The sequence below is a fragment of the Paenarthrobacter sp. YJN-D genome, assembly GCF_015040335.1.
Classification (GTDB): Bacteria; Actinomycetota; Actinomycetes; order Actinomycetales; family Micrococcaceae; genus Arthrobacter; species Arthrobacter nicotinovorans.
The window spans coordinates 1028418-1041585 of sequence record NZ_CP053549.1 but is presented as its reverse complement, the minus strand read 5'-3'; the positions used below and the strand labels follow the sequence as shown (position 1 = coordinate 1041585).

The 13168-nt window shown below is 64.6% G+C and carries 12 protein-coding genes; 9 read left to right on the top strand and 3 right to left on the bottom strand.

Going from position 1 to position 13168, the window contains the following annotated elements; translation table 11 throughout:
- Positions 1 to 60 precede the first annotated feature (60 nt).
- Both HMI60_RS04870 and HMI60_RS04865 read left to right on the top strand, forming a co-directional pair.
- Positions 61 to 1842, top strand: coding sequence for a dynamin family protein (locus tag HMI60_RS04870; protein ID WP_193590660.1), 1782 nt, complete (start codon positions 61 to 63; stop codon positions 1840 to 1842).
- On the top strand, positions 1839 to 3458 hold the full coding sequence (locus HMI60_RS04865) for a GTPase (RefSeq protein ID WP_193590659.1): 1620 nt from the start codon (positions 1839 to 1841) through the stop codon (positions 3456 to 3458). Before HMI60_RS04870 ends, HMI60_RS04865 begins: the two co-directional genes overlap by 4 nt.
- Before the next feature lie 43 nt (positions 3459 to 3501).
- On the opposite strand, the gene HMI60_RS04860 is transcribed toward HMI60_RS04865, so the two are convergent.
- Positions 3502 to 4038: a DUF1697 domain-containing protein gene (locus HMI60_RS04860; RefSeq protein ID WP_064723414.1), complete on the bottom strand. Its 537-nt coding sequence runs from the start codon at positions 4036 to 4038 to the stop codon at positions 3502 to 3504.
- A gap of 2 nt (positions 4039 to 4040) precedes the next feature.
- Positions 4041 to 4760, bottom strand: a complete 720-nt coding sequence (locus tag HMI60_RS04855; RefSeq protein ID WP_014922101.1) for an IclR family transcriptional regulator — start codon at positions 4758 to 4760, stop codon at positions 4041 to 4043.
- Between the two features lie 133 nt (positions 4761 to 4893).
- On the opposite strand from HMI60_RS04855, the gene leuC reads away from it, so the two are divergent.
- The 6 genes from leuC (at position 4894) to HMI60_RS04825 (ending at position 11467) form a co-directional block, all read left to right on the top strand.
- A complete protein-coding gene (gene leuC / locus HMI60_RS04850; RefSeq protein WP_018776241.1) occupies positions 4894 to 6345 on the top strand; it encodes a 3-isopropylmalate dehydratase large subunit in 1452 nt (483 codons plus the stop codon).
- A gap of 9 nt (positions 6346 to 6354) precedes the next feature.
- Positions 6355 to 6963: a 3-isopropylmalate dehydratase small subunit gene (gene leuD / locus HMI60_RS04845; protein WP_018776240.1), complete on the top strand. Its 609-nt coding sequence runs from the start codon at positions 6355 to 6357 to the stop codon at positions 6961 to 6963.
- Between the two features lie 208 nt (positions 6964 to 7171).
- Complete coding sequence (murA, locus tag HMI60_RS04840) at positions 7172 to 8497, top strand: UDP-N-acetylglucosamine 1-carboxyvinyltransferase (RefSeq protein WP_026266908.1); 1326 nt, start codon at positions 7172 to 7174, stop codon at positions 8495 to 8497.
- An 11-nt stretch (positions 8498 to 8508) separates the two neighbouring features.
- Complete coding sequence (locus HMI60_RS04835; protein WP_026266907.1) at positions 8509 to 9282, top strand: 1-acyl-sn-glycerol-3-phosphate acyltransferase; 774 nt, start codon at positions 8509 to 8511, stop codon at positions 9280 to 9282.
- Entirely contained in the window at positions 9279 to 10331 is a 1053-nt protein-coding gene (locus tag HMI60_RS04830) for an NAD(P)H-dependent glycerol-3-phosphate dehydrogenase (protein ID WP_193590658.1), read from the top strand. Before HMI60_RS04835 ends, HMI60_RS04830 begins: the two co-directional genes overlap by 4 nt.
- Positions 10331 to 11467 carry a D-alanine--D-alanine ligase family protein gene (locus HMI60_RS04825; RefSeq protein ID WP_018776236.1) on the top strand — a complete coding sequence of 379 codons (1137 nt, stop codon included), beginning with the start codon at positions 10331 to 10333 and terminating at the stop codon, positions 11465 to 11467. The genes HMI60_RS04830 and HMI60_RS04825 overlap by 1 nt, the downstream gene beginning before the upstream one ends.
- Positions 11468 to 11519: 52 nt before the next feature.
- Here the strand turns inward: HMI60_RS04825 and HMI60_RS04820 are convergent, their stop codons facing one another.
- Positions 11520 to 12029, bottom strand: a complete 510-nt coding sequence (locus HMI60_RS04820; protein ID WP_026266905.1) for a DUF3515 family protein — start codon at positions 12027 to 12029, stop codon at positions 11520 to 11522.
- A gap of 122 nt (positions 12030 to 12151) precedes the next feature.
- Here HMI60_RS04820 and thiL point away from each other — a divergent pair, with 122 nt between their 5' ends.
- The gene (gene thiL / locus HMI60_RS04815; RefSeq protein WP_020608502.1) at positions 12152 to 13165 is read left to right on the top strand and encodes a thiamine-phosphate kinase; all 1014 of its coding nucleotides are present in this window, start codon (positions 12152 to 12154) and stop codon (positions 13163 to 13165) included.
- The last annotated feature ends 3 nt before the right edge of the window (positions 13166 to 13168 follow it).

Below are 13168 nucleotides of genomic sequence, written 5' to 3'. Positions count from 1 at the left end.
TTTTTGCCCATTGAGCCTGCCCGGCGCTCGTGAACGGGACGGGGCTGGCATGATGATGCTGTGACCGAACACGCAGACCCGCCGGCAGCCCGGAGCAGCCCTGTGCCCCCGAGTGCGGCAGCCGCCGTCGAAACCCTTGAAGCTGCACGCGCCGGACTTGCGGCCACCACCCTTCCTTTGGCGGTGCCCGAAGTGCAGGAGGCCCGCCGATGGATACGGGAGTCCCTGGCGCAGCTCGATGATTACATCATTCCCCGCTACCGCAGCCTGGACGCGCCGCTGCTGGCCGTCGTCGGCGGTTCAACCGGGGCCGGAAAGTCGACGTTGGTCAATGCCCTGGTGGGGTTTCCGGTGACCCGCTCGGGAGCGATCAGGCCTACAACGCGCCAACCGATCCTTCTGCACCACCCCAACGATGCGGAATGGTTCGAAGGACAGAGGATCCTTCCGAACTTGCAGAGGATCCGGGGAACGGTCTCGTCAGTCCCCGTCCCGGCGAACCAGGCCGGCGCGGCCCCCGACGCCCAGGCGATCACCTCGCTGGTATTGCTGGGGCACCCTGCTGTGGCGCAGGGCATTGCCCTGTTGGATGCCCCGGATGTCGACTCCATTTCCGACGACAACCGCAGACTCGCGGGGCAGCTGCTCGCCGCGGCCGACCTTTGGATCTTCGTCACCACCGCCAACCGCTACGCCGACGCCGTTCCATGGCGTCTGCTCCTTGATGCGGCTTCGCGGGACATCACCGTGGCCGTGGTCCTGGACCGTGTGCCGCCGGCAGCTGAGGACGAAGTCCGGACCGACCTGCAGGCGATGCTGGACCGGCAGGGACTTGGGGAGGCGAAACTCTTTGTCGTGTCCGAAAGCGCGTTGGACGGGCTGGGAATGTTGCCGGAGGGAGCGGTGGAGCCCTTGCGCCTGTGGCTCGGTGCCTTGGCCGCCAATGCCGCCGGCCGTGCCGAGGTTGCCCGACGGACACTCAACGGTGCCGTCAAGGCCGTGAGTCTTCGCCTGGAGGCTGTAGCGGTCGCCACGGCGGCACAGGACGCTGCAGCCCGTGACCTGGAGGGCTCGTGCTCCGAGGAATACGGGCACGCACTGACCCGCATCCTGGAAGCCACCAAGGACGGGGCACTCCTCCGCGGAGAAGTATTGGCCCGTTGGCAGGATTTCGTGGGAACGGGGGAGTTCTTTCGGGCCCTGGAGCAGAACATCGGCCGGATGAGGGACCGCATGGGCGCCTTTTTCCGAGGCGAACCGGCACCGGCTGTAAAGGTGGAGACGGCGATCGAAACAGGGCTGCAGGCAGTGATCCTCGATGAAGCGGCCACTGCTGCTGAAAACGTTGACAGGCGCTGGCGGGCGGACCCGGCTGGCCGCCAACTACTGGGCCACGACGACCTCTCCGGAACCAGCGAAGGCTTCGATGCCAAGGCGGCCGCGGCAATCCGTACTTGGCAGGAAGGCCTGATGGAGATGATCCGGACCCAAGGACAGGGGAAGCGGACCCAGGCCAGGTGGCTGTCCTTCGGGGTCAACGGGCTTGGTGCTGCGCTCATGGTGGTGGTCTTCTCCATGACGGCTGGCCTGAGTGGTCTGGAAATCGGCATCGCGGGCGGCACAGCGGTGGTTGGGCAGAAGCTGCTCGAAGCGGTATTCGGCGAGGATGCTGTCCGTCGCCTTGCCCAGCAGGCCAGGCAGGACCTGCACACGCAGTGCCAGCGCCTGCTGGATGAAGAACGGCTCCGCTTCCTCACCAGGCTCGAGACCGTTCAGCCGGTCTCGGGTCCTGATCTCGCTCTGCACGCCAAGGCCCTCCGCCGGCTGGCAGGGACTGCATGAGCCGCCACAGTCTGGTCCGTGAGTCGTCCGCATTGCAGCGCAGGCTCGAAGCCCTCAATACCGCACGCGAGCTGGCCGAAGGCGTTCTTCCCGATCAGGAACTCCAGTCCGTCTACGACGTTCTGGAGCGGGCAACTTCCCGGCGCTCGTTGTCGGCAGGACATACCGTGGTGGGCTTTTTCGGAGCCACCGGGAGCGGCAAGTCATCCCTGTTCAACGCAGTTTCCGGCAGCGAATTGGCCACCGCGACTGCGCGGCGGCCCACCACCTCCGAGCCTTTGGCGGGTATCTGGGGTGAGGACGGCAGCGGACCCCTGCTTGATTGGTTGGACGTGAAGGACCGTCATGTACTTCCGCCGGTTACCGGCTTTGCCGAAGAGGACAGTGGGCTGGTGCTTCTGGACCTGCCGGACTTCGATTCCACCCGGGTGGAGAACCGGGAGATTGTCCAACGGATGGTTGGCATGGTGGATGTCCTGGTGTGGGTGATGGACCCGCAGAAATACGCCGATGCCGCGGTGCACAACGACTTCCTCCGGCCCATGGCTACCCACGGCGCCGTCACCTTGGTTGTCCTGAACCAGATCGACAAACTGGGCGCACCGGACGCCGCCGCGGTTCTGGACTCCTTGGAAGGGATCCTTGCACGCGACGGCCTGGGGACCGTCCGCGTGCTGGGCGCGTCGGCGCTGACGGGCGACGGCGTCTCCGCCGTCCGCGGGGCCATCAGGAACGTCGTGGTCCAGCGGGCAGCGACCACGCAGCGCTTGGCAGCCGACGTCGCCAAAGCTGCTGCCGGGTTGTCGAAAGCGTCGGGCGACGGTGAAGCACGCGGGATCAAGGCAAACGCACGGGCCCGCCTTGCATCGGAACTGGCGACGGCGGCGAACGTCCCTGTGGTGGTGGACGCGGTCCAGCGTTCGTTCCAAAGGGAGTCGGCGCGCAGGACGGGGTGGCCGGTCACACGGTGGTTGTTGCGATTCCGTCCCGATCCCCTGCGGAGGCTGAATCTGGGGCGGAGCGACACCAGGCCCGAATTGAGCCGCACGTCCTTGCCTCCGGCCGGTGCCCCTGAGCGTGCCCGCACGGATGCCGCCGTCCGGGAGTTCGCCGATGAGGCCTCGGCCGGCGCTCCGGGTCCTTGGCGGGCAGCCATTCGCGGGGCAGCGAGGGATGGCCGGGACCAATTGCCCGATGCCTTGGACCAGGCCATTGCCGGAGCGGACCTGAAAACGGCTAAACGTCCCCTCTGGTGGTTGTTGTTCAACACCCTGCAATGGTTGGCCCTCCTCTTGGCGGTCGGCGGGCTGGGCTGGCTCGGAGTCCTGGCAGTCTTGGGCTACTTCCAGATGCCCGTGCCTGAGGTTCCGCGCACGGAGGGGTGGCCGTGGCCCACGTTGATGGTGGCCGGGGGAGTGGCGTTGGGAGTGCTGTTGGCCATTACCGGCCGCATTTTGGGCGGCTGGGCGGCACGCATCAGGGCAGCCGGCGCGGCGAAGCGTCTGAAAGCGGCCGTGGCCGTGGTGGCGGAGCAAAGGATCGTGGAGCCCGTGGGAGTGGAAATCACGCGGTTGAAAGCCTTCAACGCTGCACTGAAAGCCGCGCGCCCGGACTAAGGTGCGCCCGGACTAAGAAGCGCCCGGACTAAGATGCGCCCGGCTAGAGAGCGGCCGCGGCGTCCCTGACTTTGACCAGCGTACGGAGGTTCCGGGTGGTGGTGCTTGCCTTGTAGCGTGGCTTGGCGGAGAGCTTGCTGAACGGGCTGTCCAGGGTGCCGCCTGCAGGTGCCAACCAGGCGGAGGCTTCAGGGCCCAGGCGCACTTGCGTCACGCCCCCCAGTTCTTCGGCTGCTGCAAAGAGCTCGTCAAGCATCGCGGTGTTCGAGGCCAAGGTGATGTAGCTGTGCGTCGACTTGTCATCCGCGGGGTACGGGCAGGCCTCCACAAGTTCGGCGACCCTCTGCGCTGTCAGGACCACCACCCAGGCGTCGTAGCCGAAGGAGTCCCGCAGGCACTGTTCGAACCGGGCCTTGACGTCCTTGGCGCTGAGGTCGCTTTGCAGCACCACGTTTCCGCTTGCCAACAGGGTCTTGACCTTGGTGAACGGGTAGTCGTGGAGCGCTGCCTTGAGGTCGGCCATCTTGATGTTGATGCCGCCCACATTGATTCCGCGCAGGAATACTGCGTAGCTTTCCATGGCTAGTCGTTGTTCTTCCGCAGCGCCTCAGTCAGGACCCGTGCGGCATTGCACACGACTTCGGCGTGCAGGCGTCCGGGCTGGCGGGTGAGTCGTTCTATCGGACCCGAGATGGACACTGCGGCGATGACCCTGCCGGAGGGTCCGCGCACCGGCGCGGAAACCGAGGCGACTCCGGGCTCGCGTTCGCCGAGGCTCTGACCCCAGCCCCGGCGTCGTACTCCTGCCAGGACGGTGGGCGTGAAGCGGGCGTTCTGCAGTCCCTCAAGGAGCCGGTCGTGGTCTTCCCACGCCAGCAGTACTTGCGCTGCGGAACCGGCTTTCATGGACAGCTGCGTGCCGACGGGAATGGTGTCGCGCAGGCCGATGGGACGTTCTGCCGAAGCCACGCATACGCGCCAGTCACCTTGGCGGCGGAAGATCTGTGCGCTTTCGCCTGTGGCGTCGCGAAGCTGGATGAGGACCGGGCCGGCCGAAGCAATCAACCGGTCTTCGCCGGCGGCGGAAGCAAGCTCGACGAGCCTGCTGCCCAGGACAAAGCGCCCTTGGATGTCGCGGCTGACGAGCCTGTGGTGAACCAGTGCCAGGGCGAGCCGGTGAACCGTGGGGCGGGCGAGCCCGGTGGCTGCTACAAGCTGGGCAAGTGTCGTTGGCCCGGCCTCGAGGGCATCGAGTACCTGGGCCGCTTTATCAATGACACCGACTCCACTAGAATTGTCCATGTAATGATATTGCCGTCTCAATATCTGAGATGCAAGTTGTTTCACTGGCCTATTTCGCAAGCGTGCTGGTTCAGTGGATGAAGAACAGTTCAGTGGATGTAAACCATCCGACCGCAGTGAAGGGAGCAAGGCCGTGGGAAAGACACTGGCCGAGAAAGTCTGGGACGCGCACGTTGTGCGCAAGGGTGAAGGCGAAGGAGCCAATGCCCAGCCCGATCTTCTCTTCATCGACCTTCACCTGGTTCACGAGGTAACATCCCCGCAGGCATTCGAGGGCCTGCGCCTGGCCGGCCGCAAGCTGCGCCGCGTGGACCTGACCATCGCCACGGAGGACCACAACACTCCCACGCTGGACATCGACAAACCGATCGCCGACCTCACCAGCCGCACCCAGATCGAAACCCTGCGCGCCAACTGCAAGGAATTCGGTGTGCGCCTGCACTCCCTGGGTGACAAGGAACAAGGCATCGTCCACGTCGTGGGTCCGCAGCTGGGCCTGACCCAGCCCGGCATGACCGTGGTCTGCGGCGACTCGCACACCTCCACCCATGGCGCTTTCGGTGCACTGGCCATGGGTATCGGCACGTCGGAAGTGGAGCACGTCATGGCCACCCAGACACTGTCCTTGAAGCCGTTCAAGACCATGGCCATCAACGTCGAGGGCACCTTGCGTCCGGGCGTCACTGCCAAGGACATCATCCTCGCAGTCATCGCCAAGATCGGTACCGGCGGTGGCCAGGGCTACGTCCTGGAATACCGTGGTTCGGCTATCCGTGCCCTGTCCATGGACGCCCGCATGACCATCTGCAACATGTCCATCGAGGCCGGCGCACGTGCCGGCATGGTCGCGCCGGACCAGACCACGTACGACTACATGCAGGGCCGCCCCCACGCGCCGGAAGGCGCGGACTGGGATGCCGCCGTCGAGTACTGGAACACGCTGCACACCGACGCCGACGCGACCTTCGACGTCGAGGTGGACCTGGACGCTGACACGCTTGAGCCGTTCGTGACCTGGGGTACCAACCCGGGGCAAGGTGTTTCCCTCTCGGCCAAGGTTCCGTCTCCCGAAGACTTCGGTGACGAGAACGCCAAGGCTGCCGCTGAGCGTGCCTTGCAGTACATGGGCCTGGAAGCCGGAACGCCCATGAAGGACATCCGCGTGGACACCGTGTTCCTGGGGTCCTGCACGAACTCCCGCATCGAGGACCTGCGCGCCGCAGCGGATATCATCCGGGGCCGGGAGAAGGATCCGAAGGTACGGATGCTGGTGGTTCCCGGATCGGCGCGCGTCCGCCTGGAAGCCGAGGCCGAGGGCCTGGACAAGGTCTTCAAGGACTTCGGTGCCGAATGGCGCTTTGCCGGCTGCTCCATGTGCCTGGGCATGAACCCGGACCAGCTGGAACCGGGGGAGCGTTGCGCCTCAACGTCCAACCGCAACTTCGAGGGCCGCCAAGGCAAGGGCGGCCGCACACACCTGGTCTCGCCCGTGGTGGCTGCAGCGACTGCCGTCCGCGGCACGCTGAGCTCGCCGTCGGACCTTGAGTCCGCCGCCACAGGCACTTTGACCGGAATCGCAGTCTAGGAGGATCCCATGGAAGCTTTCACAACCCACACCGGCATCGGGGTCCCGCTGCGCCAAAGCAACGTGGACACCGACCAGATCATCCCCGCCGTGTACCTCAAGCGAATCACCCGTACCGGGTTCGAGGACGCCCTGTTCGCCGCGTGGCGCAAGGACGAGTCCTTCATCCTGAACCAGGCCCCGTTCAACGCCGGTTCCGTGCTGGTGGCAGGCCCGGACTTCGGTACCGGCTCATCACGTGAACACGCCGTTTGGGCCTTGAAGGACTACGGCTTCAAAGCGGTCCTCTCGTCCCGTTTCGCCGATATCTTCCGCGGCAACTCCGGCAAGCAAGGACTCCTCGCAGCGCAGCTTGCGCAGGACGACATTGAACTGATCTGGAAGGTCCTGGAGAACGCTCCCGGTACCGAGGTGAAGGTGGACCTGGTCAGCAAGACGGTCGAGTGCGGCAATGTGGTGGCGCCGTTCGACATTGACGACTACACCCGCTGGCGCCTGCTGGAAGGCCTGGACGACATCGGCCTGACCCTCCAGCACGAAGAAGACATCACTGCGTACGAAGCCACCCGGCCGTCGTTCAAACCCCGGACGATCCCGGCAAAAGTCGATGCCCGTTAGCCGCTGACCCTTCATCGGAATTTCCGCTGGCAGAGGACCGCCGGACCCCCTTGTGAGGGTCCGGCGGTCCTTTTTTGCGGGAGTTCGGCCTGGGCCGGATCCGTACGGCGTGGGGCGGGTCCATTTCGGTTCGGTTACGTGAGCTTCTATGCTTAGCTGGAGCCTTTGTAAGTTTGGGGGGCGAGTAGTCGTGAGGAAACCGGTATAGATGAGTAGTGTTCTGACAATCCGCGGTGGGGTCCCGTTAACTGGACGAGTGACCGTTCGCGGTGCCAAGAACCTGGTGCCCAAGGCGATGGTGGCCGCGTTGCTGGGCAGCGAGCCATCGGTGCTGAGGAACGTGCCGGAAATCAAGGACGTCGAGGTCGTCACCAGCCTTCTGAAGCTGCATGGTGTGACTGTCGTCAAAGATCCGGAGTCGGGTGACCTCACCCTGGATCCGAAGGACGCCAAGACGGCCTCCAGCACTGCAATCGACGCACACGCCGGCGATTCAAGGATCCCCATTTTGCTGTGCGGACCGCTGATCCATGCGATCGGTGAGGCCTTCATCCCGGATCTCGGTGGTTGCAAGATCGGTGACCGGCCCATTGACTACCACCTGAATGTCCTTCGCCAGTTTGGTGCCGTGGTGGAAAAACGCCCCGGCGGCATCCACATTTCGGCCCCCCACGGCCTGCACGGCGCCAAGATTTCCTTGCCCTACCCGTCCGTGGGGGCTACGGAGCAGGTTCTGCTCAGTGCAACGCGGGCCGAAGGCATCACGGAGCTTATTGGTGCGGCAACCGAGCCGGAGATCATTGACCTCATCGCTGTCCTCCAAAAGATGGGCGCCATCATCAGCGTCCAGACTGACCGGACCATCCGCATCGAGGGCGTCAAGGACCTGCGCGGGTACAACCACCGTGCACTCCCTGACCGCAACGAGTCGGCTTCCTGGGCCTCGGCTGCGTTGGTAACCCGCGGCGATATCTTCGTTGAAGGTGCTTCCCAGCGGGACATGATGACGTTCCTGAACACCTACCGAAAAGTGGGCGGCGGAATGGACATCGGCGACGACGGCATCCGTTTCTACCACCAGGGTGGAAAGCTCAGCCCGCTTGTCCTGGAGACGGACGTGCACCCGGGCTTCATGACCGACTGGCAGCAGCCGCTGGTGGTCGCGCTGACCCAGGCCGATGGCGTGTCAATTGTCCATGAGACCGTTTACGAGAACCGGTTTGGTTTCACCGAGGCTTTGGCCCGCATGGGGGCAAACATCCAGGTGCACCGCGAATGCCTTGGCAGCGTGCCCTGCCGCTTCGGCCAGCGGAACTTCCTCCACTCCGCGGTGATCTCCGGCCCCACGCCCCTGAGGGGCACCGACATTGACATCCCGGACCTTCGCGGCGGCTTCAGCCACCTCATTGCAGCGCTGGCAGCAACAGGAACCTCCAAGGTCACCGGGATCGATATCATCAACCGCGGTTACGAGCGCTTCACCGAAAAGCTGGCCGCCCTGGGCGCCGATTTCGACATCACCACCATCAAGTAGCGGGGGATCCTTTGAAGGAATCGGCCACGAGCCGTGCCATGTTCATATTGCTGGCGGGCCTTGCCCGTCCGGCGATGAATATGTTGATGGCAAAGAAGTGGGAAGGCATCGGGAAACTTCCCGCGGGCGGTTTCATCGCCGTGCCCAACCACTGCACCGAGATTGATCCCATTGTTGTGGGGCACCTGGTGTACAACCAGAAGCGGCCACCCCACTTCCTGGCAAAAGCGGGGCTCTTCAAGGTGCCCGTATTGGGCAGCCTGCTGCGGGCCACGAAACAAATCCCGGTTGAACGCTCGACGGCGGGTGCGAACCGCTCGCTGCAACTGGCCAAGGAGGTGGTGGACGCCGGTGGCGCCATCATCATCTATCCCGAGGGAACCCTGACCAGGGATCCCGACCTGTGGCCGATGAAGGGCCACACCGGGGCGGCCCGCCTTGCCCTGCAAACAGGAGCACCGGTAGTACCCATGGCCCATTGGGGCGCACAGGAGGTCTTCCCCCGGTACGCCAAGCGCTTCCATGTCTTTCCCCGGAAGACCGTCCGCGTGCTGGTGGGTGAACCTGTGGACTTGAGTTCCTTCGCCGACCGGCCACTCGACCGGGCCACGCTTACCGAGGCCACGGACGTGATCATGGACGCCATCACAGCCCTCCTGGAGACGCTTCGTGGCGAAAAAGCGCCGGCTGAACGCTGGGACCCCGCGCTCCACAAACAAAGCAAGCATGGCCGTTTCGTTGAGGGGGCACCCTCCGAGACCCAGGATCCGGAGGCCGGCAAGTGACCGTGATCGAAAGCGCCGGTTTCGTTCCCGGCACTGTGGCCGTTCTGGGTGCAGGGTCCTGGGGTACTACGTTCGCGAAGATCCTGGCTGACGCAGCCATTGCGGCCGGTGTCGAGCGCAGCATCCGCATCTGGGGGCGCCGCGCCGAAGTAGTGGAGCAGATCAATACACTTCACCGCAACGAGCAGTACCTGAAGGACATTGACCTCCCGGCCTCCATCACGGCGTCCACGGATGTGGCGGAGGTGCTGAAGGATGCCACCCTCGTGGTGCTCGCTGTACCTGCACAGTCGTTGAGGCCGCAGTTGGGTGACTGGAAACCGCTGTTGTCGTCCGACGCCGTGGTTGTTTCCCTCATGAAGGGCCTGGAACTGGGCACGGACGCCCGCATGAGCGAAGTCATTGCGCAGGAACTTGGACTTTCGGATACCCGCGTCGCTGTGGTTTCCGGACCCAACCTCGCCATGGAAATTGCCAGGGAACAACCGACTGCCTCCGTTGTTGCTTGCAGCGACGCCGATACGGCGGCTGCTATTGCCCTGTGCTGCACAGCGCCCTACTTCCGCCCCTACACCAGCACGGACGTGGTGGGCGTCGAGATCGGCGGCATCGTCAAGAACGTGATTGCCCTGGCGGTCGGAATCTGCGAGGGCCGGCAAATGGGCGACAACACCAAGGCGTCAGTGATAACCCGTGGACTCGCGGAAACGTCCCGGCTGGCTCTCGCCCTGGGCGGCGAAGCCCACACCATGGCCGGACTTGCCGGACTCGGAGACCTCGTGGCCACGTGCTCGTCTGCGCTCTCCCGGAATCACACTGCCGGCCGCCTGCTGGGTGAAGGCCTCAGCCTGGTGCAAGTGGCCGAACAGATGACCCAGACCGCTGAAGGCATCAAGTCCGGCCCCGCCGTGCATGAACTGGCGGGGAAACTGAATGTAGAAATGCCCATCACCGCAGCCGTAGTGGCCGTGCTTGAAGGCAGAATGTCCGTTGATGACCTGGGGCCGCGCTTGCTGGCCCGGGCACTGAAGTCCGAAGGCGACTACTGATGGTGACTGAAGAACCCACACCCGTGAAGGCGAAACCCCGCGTGGCGATCCTCTTTGGGGGCCGCTCAAGTGAACACGCTGTCAGCTGCGTCACGGCAGCTGGCGTCATGGGAGCCATCGACACCAACAAGTACGAGGTCATCCCTATCGGCATCGCGAAGTCGGGCCAGTGGGTTTTGGCTTCGGGAGATACCAGCCAGTGGTCCTTGAGCTCCAGGTCGCTTCCCGAGGTGGCAGCGTCAGGGCAGACTGTGACGTTGGCCGAAGTCGGCGGTGAGCACCAATTGATCGTCACAGAGCCCAACGCCGTCCCCCGGGAGCTGGGCTCCGTTGACGTCGTGTTCCCATTGCTGCATGGCCCGTGGGGTGAGGACGGAACAATCCAGGGCCTCTTGGAGTTGTCCGACACGCGCTACGTAGGCGCAGGCGTACTGGCCTCCGCAGTGGGCATGGACAAGCACTTCATGAAGGTTGTCTTCGAAGCCGCCGGGCTGAAGGTGGGTCCCTACGTAGCCGTGACGGACCGCGAATGGGTGACCGACGCCGAGGCCGTGCGCAAACGCGTGGACAAGCTTGGTTTCCCGGTCTTCGTCAAGCCCGCCCGTGCGGGTTCTTCCATGGGAATTTCGAAGGTTGACTCCCTGGACGGCTTGGATGCCGCCGTCGAGGAAGCCCGCCGCCATGACCTGAAGCTCGTTATCGAAGCCGGGATCGTGGGACGCGAAATCGAGTGTGCCGTCCTGCAAGGACGCGGCACCGACGCTCCCCGCACGTCAATGCCCGGTGAAATTGCCGTGGCGGCCGGGGAACACGATTTCTACGACTTCGCTGCCAAGTATGTGGAGGACGGGGCCGCCGCACTCAGCTGCCCGGCCGACATGCCCGACGAAGCCATTGCCCGCGTCAGGGAACTGGCCGCCGTCGCTTTCGACGCCGTAGGCGCGGAAGGCCTCAGCCGTGTGGACTTTTTCTACACCCCGTCCGGCGAGCTGATCATCAACGAGATCAACACCATGCCTGGCTTCACTCCCAAGAGCATGTACCCGCAGATGTGGGCAGCCTCCGGACTGTCCTACGCCGAATTGATCGATGAACTGATCCACTTGGCGCTGACCCGGAAGACGGGCCTGCGCTAAGCTCACGATGCTTGGGCACTGCCTGCCTCGGCAGGCGGCGCCCAAGCATCGGCTATTTGCCTGTCGGCAGGTTCTGCAGGTCTTCCTGGCCTACGCACTTGCCGCTGGCCTTGATTTTTCCGACGGCGGCGGCGAGCTCGGTCAGGACAGTTGCGGAGCTGATGTTGGCAGCCTCCAGTTTGACCGGGTCGACCAGGATTTCCGTGGCGGGCTCGCGGCCGAACGTGGTCAGCGTGTACACGGGGTCGCCTTCCTTAATGACCCAATCGATGTTATTGACGCTGACACAGCGGTCCGTCGTGGGTCCGGGGACATTCACACCACAGCGCAGGATGATCTGGGACGGATCGCCCCATGCTGCCGTCGCCTGGCTGTTGGTCTTGCGGAGGGCGGCATCGCCGATCTTGTCGGGCAGGGCCACCATCATGGGGGCGCAGGCAGGGTTGGCGGCGTCCGCGGCAGCAGTGACGTCAACGGCAGGTGAACAGGCCGACAAAGCGAGCACGGATGCAGAGGCCAGGGAAATGGCCATGGCAGTCCTGTGGAGGGTCTTTCGATGCATCCTTCCAGCCTATCCCGCATGGACTGCCTGCCCGACGTGGGTAGCGCGGGTCACATTCCCGCGAAGCCGCCGCAGGGGCAGCCCGTCATTATTGTGTCGGTGGATCGCGATAGCGTAGAACCGTGCCCGCAGAACAAGTGACCGTCCAAGACCTTTCGGAGTCCGAGCTCCTCGCCCGGATCTTTCCCCGGCTGAATAGCAGCCCCGGCGTCCTGCTGGGACCCGGTGATGATGCAGCCCTCGTAGCGGCCCCGGACGGCCGCACCCTGATTTCCATAGATACCCAAACGCAGGACCAGGACTTCAGGCTGCAGTGGAACAACGGCTACAGGACAAGCGGATACGACGTCGGCTGGAAGGCCGCGGCGCAGAACCTCAGTGACATCAATGCCATGGGAGGCACTGCCACCTCGCTGGTGGTGAGCCTGACCATGCCGCCGTCCACTCCCGTCGATTGGGTGGAGGCTTTTGCGGACGGCCTCACTGCAGCCATCGTCGAGCTGGGGGCACCGGACTGCTCTGTTGCCGGAGGGGACCTCGGCCGGGGCCGGGAACTCGCCGTGACGGTCGCCGTCGTCGGAACTCTTGCCGGAATGGCGCCGGTGCTGCGCTCCGGCGCCCGGCCAGGGGATGTGGCGGCGGTTGCCGGCACGCTCGGCCGGGCAGCCGCAGGCTGGGCGTTGCTTGAAAGCGATGTCCCGCTTGAGAAGCTTGACGAGGAGCTGAGGGGCTTCGTGGGGAACCAGTGCAGGCCTCTGCCGCCGCTGGCAGCAGGACCGCTTGCTGCGAGGGCCGGCGCCACTGCAATGCTGGACATCTCCGACGGTCTGTTGCGCGACGGCGCCCGGCTGGCCACCGCCAGTGGTGCCGTGCTGGACTTCGATCCCATCGCGTTGAAAAAGTATGCCGCCGTGCTGGAACCGGCAGCTGCCTTGCTGGGTGCCGACGCCATGGCATGGGTCCTTGGCGGGGGAGAAGACCATGGCTTGCTGGCCACGTTCCCAGCCGGTATTCAGCTGCCGCAGGGCTTCACTGCGATAGGCTCAGTTCAAGCCGTTGTCGAGCCGCCAGGCAGCGGCGTCCGGATTGCCGGGCATGCTGCTGACACCGTTGGATGGGATCACTTTGCAGACTAAGAT

What these genes read in the sequence shown, in the direction of transcription:
- HMI60_RS04865 (WP_193590659.1), top strand. Translation starts at nt 1,839, where the DNA reads ATGAGCCGCCACAGTCTGGTCCGTGAGTCGTCCGCATTGCAGCGCAGG.
- HMI60_RS04860 (WP_064723414.1), bottom strand. Translation starts at nt 4,038, where the DNA reads ATGGAAAGCTACGCAGTATTCCTGCGCGGAATCAATGTGGGCGGCATC.
- HMI60_RS04855 (WP_014922101.1), bottom strand. Translation starts at nt 4,760, where the DNA reads ATGGACAATTCTAGTGGAGTCGGTGTCATTGATAAAGCGGCCCAGGTA.
- leuD (WP_018776240.1), top strand. Translation starts at nt 6,355, where the DNA reads ATGGAAGCTTTCACAACCCACACCGGCATCGGGGTCCCGCTGCGCCAA.
- murA (WP_026266908.1), top strand. Translation starts at nt 7,172, where the DNA reads ATGAGTAGTGTTCTGACAATCCGCGGTGGGGTCCCGTTAACTGGACGA.
- HMI60_RS04825 (WP_018776236.1), top strand. Translation starts at nt 10,331, where the DNA reads ATGGTGACTGAAGAACCCACACCCGTGAAGGCGAAACCCCGCGTGGCG.
- HMI60_RS04820 (WP_026266905.1), bottom strand. Translation starts at nt 12,029, where the DNA reads ATGCATCGAAAGACCCTCCACAGGACTGCCATGGCCATTTCCCTGGCC.